General features: G+C 42.3%; 11 protein-coding genes and 3 pseudogenes (2 of these 14 running past the window's edge). 5 read left to right on the top strand and 9 right to left on the bottom strand.

Annotated elements, in window-relative coordinates:
- Together LEP1GSC062_RS09070 and LEP1GSC062_RS09065 are read left to right on the top strand one after the other, a co-directional pair.
- Nucleotides 1–1,554, top strand: the 3' portion of a protein-coding gene (locus LEP1GSC062_RS09070; protein ID WP_010578725.1) for an NHL repeat-containing protein. 477 nt of this gene lie to the left of the window's left edge; 1,554 of the gene's 2,031 nt are visible here — the last part of the coding sequence; its start codon lies off the left edge, out of view; its stop codon occupies nt 1,552–1,554.
- Nucleotides 1,551–3,539 (top strand): tetratricopeptide repeat protein, encoded by a 1,989-nt coding sequence (locus tag LEP1GSC062_RS09065; RefSeq protein ID WP_010578724.1) that lies wholly within the window; start codon nt 1,551–1,553, stop codon nt 3,537–3,539. The genes LEP1GSC062_RS09070 and LEP1GSC062_RS09065 overlap by 4 nt, the downstream gene beginning before the upstream one ends.
- Here LEP1GSC062_RS09065 and LEP1GSC062_RS09060 read toward each other — a convergent pair.
- Nucleotides 3,536–4,129: a hypothetical protein gene (locus tag LEP1GSC062_RS09060; protein WP_020984079.1), complete on the bottom strand. Its 594-nt coding sequence runs from the start codon at nt 4,127–4,129 to the stop codon at nt 3,536–3,538. The genes LEP1GSC062_RS09065 and LEP1GSC062_RS09060 overlap by 4 nt on opposite strands.
- 617 nt (nt 4,130–4,746) lie before the next feature.
- On the opposite strand from LEP1GSC062_RS09060, the pseudogene LEP1GSC062_RS25520 reads away from it, so the two are divergent.
- Both LEP1GSC062_RS25520 and LEP1GSC062_RS25515 read left to right on the top strand, forming a co-directional pair.
- Nucleotides 4,747–5,135: pseudogene (locus tag LEP1GSC062_RS25520) on the top strand (transposase family protein); the annotation flags it as partial.
- 112 nt (nt 5,136–5,247) lie between these two features.
- Nucleotides 5,248–5,592 (top strand): annotated as a pseudogene (locus LEP1GSC062_RS25515) (transposase); the annotation flags it as partial.
- A 218-nt stretch (nt 5,593–5,810) separates the two neighbouring features.
- On the opposite strand, the gene LEP1GSC062_RS09040 reads toward LEP1GSC062_RS25515, so the two are convergent.
- The 3 genes from LEP1GSC062_RS09040 to LEP1GSC062_RS09030 are packed head-to-tail and all read right to left on the bottom strand — an operon-like array spanning nt 5,811 to nt 10,571.
- Complete coding sequence (locus tag LEP1GSC062_RS09040; protein ID WP_010578720.1) at nt 5,811–6,281, bottom strand: tetratricopeptide repeat protein; 471 nt, start codon at nt 6,279–6,281, stop codon at nt 5,811–5,813.
- Between the two features lie 41 nt (nt 6,282–6,322).
- Nucleotides 6,323–8,230: a 1-deoxy-D-xylulose-5-phosphate synthase gene (gene dxs / locus LEP1GSC062_RS09035; protein WP_020984128.1), complete on the bottom strand. Its 1,908-nt coding sequence runs from the start codon at nt 8,228–8,230 to the stop codon at nt 6,323–6,325.
- Nucleotides 8,231–8,258: 28 nt separating this feature from the next.
- Nucleotides 8,259–10,571, bottom strand: coding sequence for an adenylate/guanylate cyclase domain-containing protein (locus LEP1GSC062_RS09030; protein WP_039941633.1), 2,313 nt, complete (start codon nt 10,569–10,571; stop codon nt 8,259–8,261).
- Between the two features lie 148 nt (nt 10,572–10,719).
- Here LEP1GSC062_RS09030 and LEP1GSC062_RS09025 point away from each other — a divergent pair, with 148 nt between their 5' ends.
- Complete coding sequence (locus LEP1GSC062_RS09025) at nt 10,720–11,193, top strand: DUF1564 family protein (protein ID WP_039941691.1); 474 nt, start codon at nt 10,720–10,722, stop codon at nt 11,191–11,193.
- A gap of 63 nt (nt 11,194–11,256) precedes the next feature.
- Here the strand turns inward: LEP1GSC062_RS09025 and trpA are convergent, their stop codons facing one another.
- The 5 genes and pseudogenes from trpA to dxr form a co-directional block, all read right to left on the bottom strand.
- Complete coding sequence (trpA, locus tag LEP1GSC062_RS09020) at nt 11,257–12,051, bottom strand: tryptophan synthase subunit alpha (RefSeq protein WP_010578716.1); 795 nt, start codon at nt 12,049–12,051, stop codon at nt 11,257–11,259.
- The gene (trpB, locus tag LEP1GSC062_RS09015; RefSeq protein ID WP_010578715.1) at nt 12,048–13,250 is read right to left on the bottom strand and encodes a tryptophan synthase subunit beta; all 1,203 of its coding nucleotides are present in this window, start codon (nt 13,248–13,250) and stop codon (nt 12,048–12,050) included. Before trpB ends, trpA begins: the two co-directional genes overlap by 4 nt.
- 2 nt (nt 13,251–13,252) lie before the next feature.
- Entirely contained in the window at nt 13,253–14,983 is a 1,731-nt protein-coding gene (locus LEP1GSC062_RS09010) for a proline--tRNA ligase (protein ID WP_010578714.1), read from the bottom strand.
- Between the two features lie 4 nt (nt 14,984–14,987).
- A pseudogene (locus LEP1GSC062_RS09005) lies at nt 14,988–16,714 on the bottom strand (site-2 protease family protein).
- Nucleotides 16,708–17,500, bottom strand: the 3' portion of a protein-coding gene (gene dxr, locus LEP1GSC062_RS09000; RefSeq protein WP_010578713.1) for a 1-deoxy-D-xylulose-5-phosphate reductoisomerase. It continues 377 nt past the right edge of the window; only the last 793 of its 1,170 coding nucleotides appear in the window; its start codon lies off the right edge, out of view; it ends in the stop codon at nt 16,708–16,710. Before dxr ends, LEP1GSC062_RS09005 begins: the two are co-directional and overlap by 7 nt.

The raw sequence follows: 17,500 nt of genomic DNA, 5'->3' as shown, positions 1-17,500 counted from the left end.
GACACAGCAAACATAGTAAAGTTTGATCCGAATGGTAACCCGGTTGATAATTTCAAAGGTTCCTTAGGTCGGAATTTATCGGGTCCCTTATTTTTCTCATTGAGAGGGAATTCAATTTTTGTAACCGATTTTAAGGCTGATAAGATTTATGAGTTCAATACAAAAGGTGAATACCGCAACCGATTCGGAAATTCAGGAAAAGGGAACGGGGAATTTCATGGGCCAACCGGGATATTCTTCACAAAAAATGGATATCTTTATGTCTCTGATTCCGGAAATAATCGGCTTCAAAAGTTAAAAGCAGACGGTACTTTCATTCAAGAAATCGGGGTCGGAATTCTACGCAATCCGTCCGGACTCAAAGTAAATTCCCAAGGGGAAATTTATGTGGCCGATCGCGGAAATTCTAGAATCGCCGTATTTGATTCGGAAGGAAATTTTCTCAGAGAAATTACGAATCCAAATATCCTATTGTCTCCCCGCAATCTAACAATTCGAAAAAACGAAATTTATATCTCAGACGAAAAGTCGGGACTCATCATTTACAATACCGTTGACAATACTTGGAGATTATTAGATTCCTTTCGAGATTCAAAAAACGTAGTACGAAAACTAAACCAACCTTTCTCTTCAACCTTTGATTATACCGGGACACAATTCATCGCGGACTTCAATCGACACCGAGTGGAAATTTTTAGCCCCTCTAATCAATTGTCTTCCAATATGGATATCGTTTTGGAAAAAGTTTTAAATCAAGAATATCCGGATATTTCCGTTTTTCTCCGCATAAGAGATCGATCAGGTCGAGATATCAAGGCAATACCAAGAAACTCCTTTAAAGTTTATGAATATGGTAATCTTTCCCCATTGATCGGACTTGCAGATATGCAACAGTTTAACAATCGGATCTCAGTTTCCCTCGTTTACGAAAATACTCCCGAAGTTAAATCGGCTTATCCAATATTCGAAAAATCCCTGAGACCTCTTCTAACTTCGCTTCGACAATACGACGGAATAGAGGTTCTTCGCTCCGGTACGGAATTGATCAAAACTTACGATTTCAACCATTCAATGTATGAGATTTTTAGAATATTAAGAACATCTCCTAGTGACTCGAACTCTAAGACTGGGAAAGCGATTTACAGAGGAATATCCGATTTACTTAGTCGTCTTGGCCCGAGAATCGTTTTGGTTTTAATCTCAGGGAATTCTTATCCGGATTCGTTTACCCAGATTTCACCGGAAAAAATTATCCGCTATTCCAAAGCACATTCGATTCCCATATATTTCTTATCGCTTTCGGATACCGGACCTGCAGTTGAAACATATAAGACGATTGCGGCTTCTACCGGTGGAAAATTCATCTTAATTCCGGGCGAAGGATTTGAAAAGAACCTTTACAACTCCTTTTTATCTCATAAGGACAGGCGCTATATCGTATCCTTCAAAAGTAGAGTCGACGCGGATAAAAAAGATTTTTATATTCCCTTGATCATAGAAGCGAATTTTAGAAACACATCCGGCAAGGCTGAAGCGGGATTCTTTACAAAATGATTCTAAGTTTTTTACAAAGACGCTCCCTTGGCATCTTAGTCCTATTCTTATTCATCGGACCGATTTCTTCCGAAAATACAATTCAAAAAATTCAGGAAGGAGAATCCTTTCTCAAAGTTCGCAATTACACCGCAGCCTACCAATCCTTTTCCGATGCGTCCCGTTCTAATCCCATGTCGACTCGTTCTTTACTTGGACTCGCGGACGCGGCAAAACATCTTCATAGAGATATAGAAGCCTTCGAAGCATATAACAAGGTTCTCGCACTCGAACCAGAAAACAAAACCGCAATCAAAGGAGCCGCCTTAGCCTACGCTCGTAATAAAGAATATCAAAATTCCCTAAATCTCTTAAAACCTTCTTTGGAAATCGACCCATTCGATCCAGTTTTAGCCCCGATTCAAATTCAAATTCTTTTGGAAATGGGAAACTACGAATCCGCTCTCAAAAAACTGGAAGTTTCCAGATCCAAATTTCAAAACTCAAAAGAAATTCAAATTTTAGAAGCGAAAGTAAACGGTAAAACCGGTAACTTTTCCAAAGCTTATCATCTTTGGAACACGGTTCTCTCGTCCTCTTCAGATGATCCTGACTTATTTTTCAACATGGCTTCGTTATTGATCGATTGGTCCCAAAATAGTTCCGATCAAGAGAAAAGACAAAAATTGGAAATGGCGTCGGAAAAATTAGAAAGAGCAATTTCCTTATACCCCGATTTCGAAGAAGCGATAGACTCGCTTGTAAGAATTAAAATCTGGCAAGGAGACTTTTCATCCGCGGCTTCACTCTCCCGCAAACTCGTTTCTCTTTTCCCTCAAAACCCTTTGTATCTCTATTTGAAAGCGTTTACCGAAGAAAAAGGAATGGACAAAGATTTCTCCGCAAAGGACGCGTTAACCGAAATATTAAAATTAGACGACTTAGATTCGATATCAAGGCAAAAAGCGGAGTCTGTCGCACTGAGCCATTTTCCGGAAAATCATTCTTTCCGAAGAAAACTCGGTGAGTATAGAATGCAACGCTTTCATTCCTCTAAAAATTCTCTTTTATACGATATGGCTTCTCATCACCTCGCTTCCGCAAGAGAACTGATCCCCGGTCAACCGGAAGTTCAATTTCAAACCTTATCCGAATACAAAAGAACCAATTTTTTTCCGCGTTATCTCAATCTCCTTTTATTTTTGAGAAAGAAATATCCGGAAAATCAAAAATATCAGTTCGAAATTGAAAATCTTCTGAACTCGATGAAACAATCAATCGCCTATAAAGAAGGATTGCTCGAAATCACAGGCGACAATCTTGTGGAGAACTACGGAAGAACCCCGCCTGTTCTCTTATTGTTCGATCTTTCCGATAAATCTTATTTGGGCGATTATCCGGATCTCGCACTTTTAGTTTCTTCTTCCGTGCGTAGAAATCTTTCTTTAAATCCTACCGTCTCTCTTTCGGAGGTTTTAGAATCCGTTCGGAAGAATCCGGCTTCCTTCGATATAAAAGCCGATCCTTATACGGAAATCTTGCCCTACACGGAATCCGCCTTTCTCAAAATCAAGGACTCCGCTAAAAATGGGATGAAACCTAGATTTCTAGTTTATGGTTCCTTAAAATACGAAAATCATTCATTGTATATAGACTGGACGATTAAAGATTCCAAACACGAAAAGATTCTTTCCGCATTTAGAGTATTCTCTAAAGGGAGGGATTTTATTCCGGAAGCGGTAGCAAGATCCATCTCTAAAATTTCAGCGGCGATCCCTCCTAGCGGCTCCGTCTTAAAAGTAAAAGACGAAGACATTATCATCAATGTCGGAATTCTGGATGGTTTAAAAAAAGGTAATAAGATTCAGATCTTCAATACCTCCGGAAAATCCGGAGAAGCTACGATTGAAGAAATCGATTACTTTCTTTCCAGAGCCGTTCCGGATAACGGAAACAAAGGCTTAAAATCAATTTCCGAAGGTGATCGAGTATTCTGGAAACGTTAATCATTGCGGACCGGAAAGTCACTTAAATAATCCAATATCTCGTCCGCAATCGAACTTTCAATCTTCAGGATTTCTTCCCGTTCATGGCGATCGGCCAAAGCCAAAATCCAAATTCTCCCCTGGATTTTTATTTTAGAAATTTCTAATTTCCGAGCCCTCAAAGGTAGCCAATTCGGGAACTCGGAAGTATCCCTATAAATCCTAGCTTTATCATTTCTAAATACATTCCGATTGACACGTATCTTAAATCTATTTAGAATATTCTGATATTCTATATCCAAATCCACGTCCGGATAAATGCAAAATTCCTGTTTTTCCGATTTCCAATCGATCCGAGAACCTTCCAGACAAATCTCATCCTCTTCGGTGATTTCTATCATTATCGGATACGTATGTATGGTATTCAGGTTTTTCTTTCGATCATATCCTACTTGGACGTTGGCATGTCCGCCCTTTCTCTCAATTCTTAAATGAAACGAGGATTCGGGTCTATTTGCAAGATGTGCTCGTATCACCGCAACTGCCTCTTCCGAGAATTGCAATGGAAGAATCGTATTTCTATGAGTCTTATTATTCCGATTCAATCTCATATTGACAGATTATTATATTAACGTGAGTTCGATATAGGAAAGTTTGGGCGAATAAGAAACTAAAGTGCAACGACTCCCTGAACTCAAGCGCAGAGCTTTCCTAAACTCAAATCTCGCTCCCGAAGGGTCGCGAGATAGATCGCTGCGGATCGTCGTCGCAGCTCGCGAGTTTCATAGATAAAATGGCTCGCGACCGCGCTTTAACTCAATATTGCTGCCTAAACTCAGCAAAGCGCTCTCTATCATAACCTTACCCACAAGTAATGGGATCTCAAGATCAATTTGTCGGAATTACGACAAAATCCCCCGTGATACTTAGTTCCCACCCTTATTTTTGGGTGGGGGTGGAGGTGGAAAGGTTCGGGAAATTTTTCTCTATCAGAAAATCATACTCCTTGCAAGTAAAAAGTCTCATTCTTGTCGGAACACTTGAAAAATATCAGCTTTTGATCCTTATTATCCCAAACTTCTTAACTTGTGGGGTTGGTGATGCCTCTCTATGGATCGGCATTAATTAACGTGAGCAGGGTCGTAAGGGAGGAAAAAAGGGAAAGATCTTGTACTCAAAACGCCAGATCACATATTGAACCGTACTTTCAGCAAAAAAGGGGTTAAATATGGATCTGACAGAGATATTTTGTGCCATAGACGATTATTGTACACAACAAAAAATAAACTGGAACGTGAAAATACTTTTGTCCGGTGGTTCGAAAAAGAAACCGAAAATTTCAGTTAAGCCTGAGTGAAGTAGCAACGATTGTTGTCTATTTTCATCTTTCTCATTATAGAGAATTTAAAAATTATTATCTGATAGAAATAAAAAAGAATCTGAAATCCGAATTTCCAAAAGCTGTAAGTTACAATCGTTTTGTTGAGCTGATGCCTAACGCGTTATCTGGCATAGCTTCCTTTCTATCAAATTCTTGTCTGGGAAAATGTTCCGGAATATCGTTCATTGATTCTACGACTCTTTGGAGTATGCGACAACAGAAGAATCCATTCTCATAAGAACCTGTCCAGTCTCGATTTTTTCTTACGGAAAAAACCGGAACTGAACAGAACCTTGCAGCTTGATCTTTGGTAAAATAAAATGAAGTTTTGGGATGCGCTGTAAACTTTTCGGAGATAGAGGTTATATCAGTCAATCTTTGTTTGAAAGTCTTTATGAAAAGGGAATTCAACTCATTACAAAACTTAAAAAAAATATGAAAGATAAATGAATGCCTTGAGTTGATAAAATTCTTTTAAGAAAAAGAGCTATCATTGAATCCGTAAATGATGAACTCAAAAATATTTGTCAGATTCAACATACTATACATCGAAGCTTTTTCAATTGGGCTGTTAATCTATTAAGCGGTTTAGTTGCATTTTCATTTTTTCCAAAAAAACCTTCTTTGAATTTGAGATCCAAAGACAATTTACAACTTTTACTCTCTCCTTACACCGTACTCACGTTAAATTAGAGTAAAAAATAATTTCGTAAACTGAATTGCCCCTTTGGTATTTTTTTAATAAAGCAGAAACCACATCGGAAATATCGTCACCTTAGAAACATTTTTGTTGTTAATTCGTTTTCAAATAACCCGAAATGAACGAACTCATCCGCATTTTTATCTGGATAGTTCCTATAATATTCCAGTTTTCCGTCAGAGATTCAAAATTGTTCCTTATTCTCCTTAGCTCAAATTGTAGAGCCTAACTCCTCTTTGAGCTTTCTGGCCTCTTCGAAATCGGGTTTGATCAATATCGCACGATGTAAATACTGAAGGGATCTTTCGGGACGATTCCAAATTTTATACAGAGTGGCAAGATTGTAGAGTGAAATGTGAGGCGCATCGTTCAATTCACAGCGTAAGGATTTTTTAAGCCAGTAAACCGCCTCGTTTTCCTTTCCCGCTCTTAAAAGTATGATTCCGATTTCGTTGCAGGGATTTCCGTAATCCGGATTCAATTCCACAGATTTATAAAAGTGTGTGAGCCCTTTTGCCGAATTTCCCCTCTGATTTTCAAGAAGCCCTAAATAGAAATAAGCCTCGTGACTCTCCTCGCTCTCCAAAGTAAGCCTGAACAAATACTCTGCCCTGTCGCCATCGCCTTTCTTATAAAAATATTTCGCCGCTTCTAAAAAGTCCGAAGGAGTAATGTTTTTCAATTCCTTAACCCGTTTTTATTTTTATTTTCGGTTTGGAATGGTTACGGCTTGATTAAGTTTTTTTTCAATACATCCGCTACGTGTTCTGCGATTGATGTTCCATCCAACCTATACGTTTGGATAATTTCTTTCCTTTCTCCGTGATGAATCGGCTCCGGCGGAAACCCGAACGTTTTGACGTATTTCGATAAATTTTCAGGTAGAATCCGATTGAGTAAATACCCGGAAGCTCCCGCGTCTACATAACTTTCGTCTAGTATCACAAAACGTCTCACTCCAGACAATTCTTCGTTGAGTGCTTCCACTCCAAGTGGTCGTAACCATATGAGATCGATGAGCGTTACGCTGAAACCCGCACTTTCCAAAATTTCGGTCGCTTTTTTGGCTTCGTCGATCATGGATCCAATCGATAATAACGCGAGGTCCGTTCCTTTTTTGAGAACTCGTAATGTTCCAGGTTTTAGTTCCGTTTTTTTGTAAAAATCCAAGGTCTTCAAGTCCACGCTCGCCTTCGGAAATCGAATTGCAATCGGAGCCTTGTCGTATGTTTCCATCCATCGAAGTGAATCGATCATGTCCTGTCCGTTAGACGGAACAAATACATCCATGTTCGGTAGACCGAGCAGATATCCTAAATCGAAAAGCCCTTGGTGCGTTTCCCCGTCTGGGCCCACACATCCCGCACGATCAATCACGAACCGTACAGGTAGATTCATCAATGATACATCCTGGACGAGCTGGTCTATCGCCCTCGTTAAAAACGTCGAGTAGATGCACATATAAGGAATGATATTTCCGTTCGTCATTGCTCCGGCAAACGCTATGGAATGTTGCTCTGCTATTCCCACATCAAAAAGGTGGTCAGGATATTTTTCGGCGTATTCTTTAAGCCCACTTCCTTCGATCATCGCCGGCGTGATCGCCGCAATTTTAGGATTTGTTTCCGTCAGAATTGACAACATTCTTCCTACAATCTTGCTGTATGCGATCTTAGAAGTATCTCCACTGTCCATCGCTCCGTCTTCTTTTCGAAACGGAGTTACTCCGTGATACTTGATCGGGTCCCTTTCCGCAGGATCATATCCTTTCCCCTTTTGCGTGATTAAATGAAGCAATATAGGCCCCTTCATTTTTTTCACTTTCTCGAGCATGTTCACGAGTCGAATCACGTCATGCCCGTCTTCAGGCCCGATATATCCGAATCCTAAATCCTCAAAAAGCCCTCCGGGCGTTAAGACATCTTTGAATCCCTTCTCCACTCTTTTGAAAAATCTCTCGGTCGCGGGCCCGATGATAGGCAACCACTTTAAGAAAGTGTAAAATACTCTCTTCCAGTGATTGTAAAAATGAGACGTTATGATGTTGTTGAGATAATTAGAAATGGAACCCACATTCTTCGAGATTGACATGTAATTATCGTTTAAGATTACGATCATGTCCTTCTTTAAATGACCGGCGTGATTCATCGCTTCGAGTGCCATTCCAGTCGCAATCGACGCGTCTCCGATTATGGCAACTACACTGTAATCCTCTCCCTTTGTTAGATCCCGAGCCGCGGCTTCTCCGAGCGCTTGCGATATCGAAGTTCCCGCATGCCCCGTGTTATAGAGATCGTAAGGAGATTCCTCCCTTTTCGGAAACCCGGAAAGCCCGTTGAACTTTCGTACGGTTTTGAGTCTATCCTTTCTTCCGGTGAGAATTTTATGCGGATACGTCTGGTGACCCACGTCCCAGATCAATCGATCCTTCGGCGTTTCGAATACGTAGTGTAACGCTACCGTGAGTTCCACAACTCCCAGATTACTCGCAAAATGCCCGCCTACCCCTGATAGAGTATCAATGATGTAATTTCGAACCTCTTTACAAACCTGCGGAAGTTTTTCCAACGGTATGTTTCTGAGGTCGGCCGGATAGTCAATCCCATCCAGCAGAGTTGATTCCTGTTGCATGAAAACTTTCTATTATTTTATTAATTTTTCAATTCACCTGCAAAGGTTTTCTTAATAGCTTCAGGTCTTCCTCGTTCACTAAATCCAATAATTCGTAGATTCGTACGGGTTGAGTTTTCCCTTTTACTTTAATCAAGTCCAGTTCTCTTGCGATGACCCTGTCCTTTACCTTCTCATAAGTGTACTCGGAGATAATAATATGGGTTCCGTATTCCTTATTCGTTCCTTCCAATCTGGATCCTAAATTGATCGTATCTCCCATACAAGTATAATCCATCCTGTGAGAACTTCCCATGTTTCCTACAACTGCTGGTCCGGAATTGAGTCCGATTCCGATATCCATTTGAGGCAGATCCAAACTCTTCCATTCTTCCTTCAAAGTGGCGAGTCTTCTCATCTGAGCAAGCCCGGCCGCACATCCATAGTAAGCATGATCTTCTAACGGCACAGGCGCCCCCCAAAATGCCATGATCGCATCCCCCATGTATTTATCAATCGTTCCCTTAAATTCAATGATGATCTCCGTCATCTCGGAAAGATATTGATTCAAAAATTGAACCAGTTCTTCCGGCCCCATTTTTTCCGACATTGTCGTAAATCCCCGAATATCGGAGAAAAAAATCGTGATGTCTCGTTTGGATCCTCCCAGATTCAAGTTGTCCGGATTTTTGAGTAACTCATCCACGATATCCTTGGATACGAACTTGGAGAACGTACTTCGTATGTATTTCACGTTTTCCTCTTCCGTTAAAATCCTAAATCCGATCAGTCCGATAAAAATAAATAACTGCTCCAATATCACAGTCGGATACAAATGTACCAAGTTGAGCTCGGAAAAATTTACAAGCGTTCCAATCGAATAGATAAGCGCTGTCACCAAGAAAAACAGAAACGCCAACCAAGTTTTTAATCGAGGTTGTACAAGGCCCCCTAATATTCCCACAAGGATTAAGATTAGAAATTCTCCCCATAACGGAAGCTCAAAGAGAAAATCTTGATTGAGAATCGTGTTGATCGAGGCCGCGTGGTGTTCGATCCCGGACATATCCCCAAATGGTGATAGATGCGTATCTTTTGCCGCTCCCGCTCCAGTCGCGTAATACATCGCTACGAGAAAAATCGTGTTTTGAAATTGAGACGTAGTTTCCTCGTTCCACTCCGTCGCCGCTTCGAAAATTTCATGCGCTCGAAACGAATAAAGCCCTCCCGGAAAATTAATCTGCATCTGTCCGTCTTTGTCTATCGGAATTATGATCTCACGCTCTTCGTTCGGTCGATTCATAATGTCCTTAGTTTCCATCTTCAAAGTTTTACGGTTGAAACTCGTCAAGGTCTTTTGTGGGATATTCTTGATCTTGACGTATTTGCCCATCACAACTTCTACATCCCTCTTCACATCCACGCCGAGGTAATTACACGCTATGATTAAGTCAATGGACGGATAATACTCCGTTTCTCTTAAAGGCCCCGCATTCAACAATTTCGCGACAAGTGGCATTCTTCGATTGAGCCCGCTTTCGTCTTTTTTTATATTCGCAAATCCTAATCCGGATGCTTTTTCCGCCACAGGCTCTATCGGAGGCTGTGGAAATTTCAGCCAAGATGTTCCGACATCCCCCGGATCTTCCACGTTTTCTAATTTGAACTTTCTTAGCACATCGATCCGTTTTTCCAAATTCAAGATGGAACTCTTGGATTCTAGACTTGTTTCCATCGGATAGTCAAACATGACCTGCGAATTTTTCGCCAAGGCTTCGGCCATTTCTTCCGTTTGTCCCGACTTATAATCCACGAAGAAAATATCGAACATCAACTGATTGGACGTGTTCTTAAATATGTCTATGATGTTTGCATAATATTTCCAAGGCAAAGGCCATCTTCCTTGTAACTTTTCCAAGGAAGTGGTCGTGATTCCGATGATTTGTATATCCTGCCTTGCTCCGGGCGGCGGATTGTATCGCGTGTACTCGATCGTTCCCTCTTCGGATTCTTTTTCGCTCTTGTTCACCCCGGATCTGAGCAATGTAAATCTCCAAGACACAGAGGATTCTTCCAACTCGGAGAGTGGCGTAAATACCTGATATAGGAAAAACATAGAAAACGAGACTACCATCGAGAGCCAAATACTTCCGGACTTTTGTTTATCTGAAGTGTTGACCTCTATAAACTTATAGATCGGATACGAACTGATCAAAAGCAACACAAACCCTCCAAGCAAGAATTCTGTGTTGTGTGAAAAGCTCGGAAAAAATGCAGTAAATGTTATGAAAACAATCCCCATTCCCCCCAGTATTATCGAAATAATGTGGAATGGAGTGATTTTAAATTTGATTTCGCTCATGCGTCCCTCCGACCTTGATCGGGGATCAGTATCCCATCCGTCAGAGTTTCGTCAATATTTTCCAGACTTTATCGCCCGTTCTAGCTTTGTTTTCATTTTTTACTCTGCTTCACGCTCCACACTCATTCATCCCAAAACCGTTCCGGTTATGAAGAATTCTTCTTTTAAATCCGGGTTTACGTTTTGTTCAATTCGTAAATCCGGTAACCTTTGCTCATTTTTAATTCCGGAAAACCTGGTCCGAACCAACCGGCTTCAACCGAAAATTCTCCGAAAAACCTTACACTTTCTTTTATCGCATTGGGACGAAACCTTGATTCGGAAACGTTTTTTGGGGAAGAGACTGGTATATGCGAGATATCAGGAGAAAAATCTGAATCTACAAAAGATGAACTTTCGTCCTTTCGAAGAGGATTGGTGCAAACTGGGAATCCTTGCTTGGGGACTGGGAGTTTCTCGATGTCTGTTATTTTCTCTGTTGTTAGAATGGTCAATAGAAAGGACCCCCAGAAAAAGAAAATTCTGTGGAGTTCCAACAATTTTGAAGATTACCAGAGAAATTCGCTTTTCACAAAAACTTCTACAAAGTCAAATTCAGCAGGGAAGGGCACATCCAATTTAAAAGCCCTTTCCCTTCTCCAATTCACAGACACAAAAAACACCTCAGGGAAACGCACATAGCTTCTTATTTCATAGAAGCACGAATTTCCGATGCATACGTAAAAAGTTTACTTATACAAACCTCTCGATTGGAGCCGTTTTCTTCGATGATTTTTTGAACGGCAGAACCAATAATCACCCCGTTCGCGTAAGTCGAAATTTCCTTAGCCTGATCCGCAGTGGAAATTCCGAACCCTGCACAAACCGGAAGACCAACCTTACTACGCACCATTCGGATTCTTTCTTCCAAACCGTCCGCGAGAGCATGTCGTTCCCCGGTCACACCGTAGGAAGTCACATAGTAGATAAAACCTGACGCAAGAGATTTCATAGATTGAATCCGATCGCTTGTAGTTGCAGGCGTCACAAGATGAATGAAATCGATCTTTTTTCGTTCAAGTAGAGAAAAGAACTCTTCCGCTTCCGGGGTGTCAAACGGAAGATCTGGAATGATCAAACCTTGGATCCCCGAGTTTTTAGCACTCTCCGTAAAAGATTCCAAACCCATAGAATAAAGTGGATTAAAATACGTTAAATATACGAGAGGAGTTTGTGGATGTAATTTATGAATTTCTGCGGTGATCTCTAAAATTTTTTTCATGGAGAAAGGATGAGTCAACGCTCGTTTGAAGGCTTTTTGAATCACCGGACCATCCGCGACCGGATCGGTAAATGGAATTCCCAATTCTAAAATTCCAGCACCACCTCGAATCAGAGCATCCGCCCAAGAAATACAGGATTCGTAATCCGGATCTCCCAAAGATATATAAGGAATGAAAACGCTTTTATCGGAGGAAAAAACGGAAGAGATGGCGCTCAAGAAAATTCTCCTTTTCTAAGTCTTGCGACCTCGGCAACGTCCTTGTCCCCTCTTCCGGAAAGGCAGATGAGAATGTCTTCTTTTTTCCCCATTGATTTTGCCAGGTCTTTTGCAAAACGAAACGCATGAGCAGTTTCTAATGCAGGAATGATCCCTTCGATCTGACATACCTCGAGAAAAGCATCTAAAGCACCTTCATCATCCACGTTCACGTAAGTCACTCTCCCGCTTTTGTGAAAATAAGCATGCTCCGGACCGACCCCAGGATAATCCAAACCTGCAGACACGGAATGTGCCGGAACGATTTGCCCGAATTCATCTTGGATCACCAACGTTTTGGTTCCGTGTAAAAACCCGGTTCTACCAAACTGAATCGTCGCAGAATGATACCCAGGTTCGGTAGAATAACCTCCGGCTTCCACCCCGTAAAGCTTTACCTTTCTATCTTTTAAAAAGCCGTAAAACATACCGATAGCGTTCGAACCGCCACCGACACAAGCGATCACAGCGTTTGGAAGTTTACCGTTCGCTTTTTTAAATTGTTTTCTAGATTCGATACCGATTACCGATTGAAAGTCTCTCACGATGGTAGGAAACGGATGCGGACCGATGGAAGAACCAACGATGTAATGTGTATTAGAAACATTTAATGCCCAATCTCGCATCGCCTCGCTGGTCGCGTCTTTGAGAGTCGCGGTGCCGCTGGAAACTCCTACAACTTTGGCACCCATCATTCTCATCCGGATCGCGTTGAGTTCCTGACGACGAAGATCCTCTTCTCCCATATAAACGACTGTTTCCATCTGAAACATGGCACCAACTGTCGCCGTCGCCACTCCATGTTGCCCCGCTCCGGTTTCCGCAATGATTCGAGTTTTCCCCATCGCCTTTGCGATCAACACTTGCCCGATCGTATTGTTGATCTTATGCGCACCTGTATGATTTAAGTCTTCCCGTTTGAGCCAAATCCTAGCCCCGTTCCAGACCTTTGACAAACGTTCGGCATAAGTAAGAGGAGAAGGACGACCGATATAATTCTTGCGATAATATTCGAGTTCTTTATGAAAACGTTTGTTCTTCCGAAGCTTTTTGTACATAGCTTCAAGTTCCACAAGCGCATCGTGAAGAATTTCGGGAGAATAACGACCGCCGAATTCTCCGAAGTAACCCACTTTTGGGGAATGACGTTCTTTACCCATAGCTACTCCAATTCTGCGAAGAGTTCCTGACGCAGAGATTCTACCCTTGCAATTAAATTCTCAAATCCGGCAAAGACAAAGGATTCTTCCTTATCTTTTTTACGATTGTAGATCGAAAGTTCTCCGTTTTCGAAGAATTTTTTACCGATTGTGATTCGAATCGGAAAACCGATCAGTTCGGAATCCTTGAGTTTAAAACCAGGACCCACATCCCGGTCGTCCCAGAAAATTTCAATTCCTTCGTTCTTTAGAACATTATAAAATTCTTCTGCTTTGGAATATTGTTCCTCGCCTTTTGTGATGCTCACAAGCGTAACTTCGAACGGAGCGATGCTGATCGGCCAGAAAATCCCTTTTTCGTCGTTGCACTGCTCGATGACGGTGGCCATGGTTCTGTTAACACCGATTCCGTAACAACCCATAGTAAGAATCCTGGATTTTCCGTTTTGATCCAAAACCTGAATTCCGAAAGCCTTTGTGTATTTTTCTCCTAGTTTGAATATATGGCCGACCTCAATCCCTTTCTCGGCTTTTAAAGGAGAATTACAGTTCGGACAAAGATCTCCCTCTCTTGCTAATGCGACATCGGTAAATTCCGGAAGACCGGAAATTTCCTTTTCCAAAATAAAACCTTGGGTATGAAAATCTTCCTTAGACGAACCGACTACATAAGGAAAATCTTTTTGAAGGGAACGATCGTATAACACCTTTATCTTGTCGTTCGCAGAAATCGGAGAAATAAAACCCGGGACCAACCCAAGTTCACGAACTTCCACATCGGTCATCGGCTCCGAGTCCGTAATTCGGAGAAGAGAATGTAGTTTGTGAAGATTGAGTTCCAAATCACCGCGTAAAAACACAAGAATCTTTTTCTTATCCGATTTGAGCGCAATCGCTTTGATTGTTTGGGCCTCGGGAATTCCCAAAAAAACGCTGACCTCGGCAATCGCCTTTTTTCCCGGCGTGGAAATTTCTTTCCTTTCGGAAAGTTTTGCAGGCACATTTTCTTTTTTTAAAACAAGAGGGGTCTTCTCGCTGTTGGAACTATAACCGCAGGAATTACACAACAATAACGTTTCTTCTCCAATCGGAGAAACCACCATAAATTCTTCCGACGCAGAACCTCCCATACTTCCGGAATCAGCCTGCACGGGAATTGTCTTGAGACCGCAGCGATCGAAAATCTTTCTGTAAGCAACCCGCATCGCCTGATATGTTTCGTCGAGAGAAGCATCGTCGATATGAAAGGAATATGCATCTTTCATAATAAACTCTCTGGAACGGATCACGCCGAAACGAGGACGAATTTCGTCCCGGAACTTAGTTTGGATTTGATAGACGTTGATCGGAAGATCCTTATACGATTTCAAAAGAGGTTTTAATAAAAAACTGAAGGATTCCTCGTGTGTGGGACCGAGGGCATAAGAAAGATCGTGTCTGTCTTTGATACGGAACATTTCTTTCCCCATCGCGGTCCACCGACCGCTTTGTTCCCAAAAATCAGAAGGAGTTAAAATCGGAAGATCGAACTCCAAAGCTCCCGTTTTGTTCATTTCTTCGCGAACGATCTGTTTGATCTTTTGGAGAATTTTGAGGCCGAGCGGAAGATAAAAGTAAAGACCTGCGGAGGACTTGCGTGCAAGACCCGCGCGAATCATAAGACGATGGGATGCGACCACCGCATCCGCGGGATTTTCCTTTTCTGTGGGAAGAATATATTTCGATGCTTTCATGCGTTTAGAAAATTCGCATTACATCGTTGAAGGTGACGTAGAGTCCGAGTCCGAGTAAAAACAAAAATCCGATTCGGAAAATGGACTCGATTACTCTACCGGGAAGAGGTCTTCCTGTGATCGCTTCATACGCATACAATACGATATGCCCACCGTCCGCCATCGGAATGGGAAGTAAATTCATAATCATCAGAGCGATCGAGATCCTGGCAACGAATTCCAAATACGTTTCCCAACCGATCTCCAAGCTGATTCCCGCATACGATACAATCCCCACAGGCCCGGAAAGACTATCCTTTACGGAAAGAATCCCAGAAAACAACATCCCGATTCCTTTGAGAGTGATTTCCACATTTTCATAAACGTCTTTTCCCGCAACGATGAAAGACTCCAAAAAGCCTAGTTCTCTCTGCATCGGTTCCGGATTGAATTTCATGTTGGGCCTAAACCCGAGAAGTCCGATTGGACGAACTTTCGGCTCGGCTTCCAACTTAAGATTCCCTATATCGACCGTAACGGATTTTCCATTCTTCGTTTTAATATAAGCGAGAAGTTCCTCAAAACTAGGAAACGTTTTTCCGTCCACTGCCAGATTGAGGAGTTTATGACCGAGTTCGGGATCGTAACTCGCAAACTGGTAAGATTCCAAATTCAACTCGGGAAATTTCTGATCCCGAATATTCTTAAATTCTAATATATTGGCCCCTAAAACCGGAATCTCCACGGAAACAATTTCCGTGGACCAAGGATTTACGAGAGGATATGTTTTCCGATCCGCAACGATCGTCACGGTTCGGTTTTGATATTCCCCTAGAATCTTTTGAAGTTCCCCCACAGTGGAAACTGCCTTGCCGTTCACGGTCCGAATCACGTCTCCGTCGTTCAGATAGTTCAACGCTCTAGAACGGAGCAGATTTTCTTTCTCCTCTCTTTTTTTTCGAGCAGAACTTCGGCGGGAATGTCCCTTCCCTCGACAGCCTTTTTCAAACGTTCCTGGTAGTAATTTTCCGCTTCGTGAGATCTATCCAAACGAGAAGATAACCAATGCTGAAACTGTTCCGGATAACTAAACGTCGCAACGACCCTTCTTTCTCCGAAAGGCTCCACACCAATAGTCGGAATTCCGGAAGAACGTTTCGGGTTATAAACGATCCGGGGGATCACATTCCATTCCATCTTTTGTCCCTCGCGCTCACCCAAAATTTTGAGAGCATTTCCGGAAGACAATCCCACGTTAGTCACTATGTCTTCGAACTTTTCGGTTTTGTTGCCGTCTATGTTTAGGATACGATCTCCCGTTCTGAGGCCCGATTGGTATGCGGCGGAAAATTCCTGGTCGGCCGGATCGATAAAAATCCGGTTTCCCGGAGGATTGTGACCTAGAAAATTCAAAATTAATAATATTCCAAATCCCAAAAATAAGTTAAAAAGAGGGCCTCCGAGTACCGGAATCATTCTCTTCAAAGGAGGAGTGGAAAGAAGTTCACCTGGTTCTCCCTTTACTTCTCCGCCGTAGTCGTCTCCTTTGAATAAAACGTATCCTCCGACGGGAATCGCGGTGATCTGATACGTGGTCTCGCCCACCTTTTTCTTCCAGATCCCTCTTCCGTAACCGATCGAAAAAATTCTCGCCTTAACTCCCACGAGCATTCCACAAAGAAGATGACCCAACTCGTGAATAAAAATAGAAATGGCCAGCATAAACACTGCGCCTAATATCATAATTAACATGCGGACACCGCCTTTTTTCCTTTCAGATTTTGAACGGTTTCACGGGCAACCCGGTCCGCTTCTTCGTAACCTTCCAAAGTCGTCGGATACGTAATTGCAATTACATCTAACGTTTCGGAAATACAATTTGGAATTTCCACGAAACGGATCTCATCCTTCAAAAACAATCCCACAGCCGCCTCGTTGGCCGCGTTAAAAATACAGGGAGCCGTTCCCCCCGCCTTACCCGCCTCAAACGCTAATCTGAGTCCGGGATATCGTTCCAAATCGGGCTCCCGAAATTCCAGTTTTCCCCAATCCTTAGCGGAATAGGACCGCAACGGTTTAGGAACCGGTTCCGGATGAAAGAGGGAATGTGCAATCGGAAAAATCATATCCGGGTAAGAAGCATAAACGAACGAAGCGCCGTCTTTTAATTCTACGATACCGTGCGCGATACTCTGAGGATGAACCACAACTCCGATGCGTTCGTAAGGAACCCCGAACAAAAAATGAGCTTCGATGACTTCGAGTCCTTTGTTAATCATCCCGTTGGAATCCACGGTGATCTTAGGTCCCATGTTCCAAGTAGGATGATGAAGTGCTTGCGCCTTCGTGACGGAAGATAGTTGTTCGATCGGCAAATCGCGAAAAGCTCCACCCGACGCGGTGAGAATGATTTTTTCGACCGCGTTAGGATTGAGAGATTCTAATAGTTGAAAGAGAGCGTTATGCTCCGAATCGACCGGAATCACTTTGGTTTTGTGCTTTACGATCAGAGAATTTATGAGCGGACCGGATGTGACT

Source organism: Leptospira alexanderi serovar Manhao 3 str. L 60 (assembly GCF_000243815.2).
GTDB lineage: Bacteria > Spirochaetota > Leptospiria > Leptospirales > Leptospiraceae > Leptospira > Leptospira alexanderi.
Note: the sequence above shows the minus strand (reverse complement) of the source record. Positions and strands in the feature narration are given on the sequence as shown.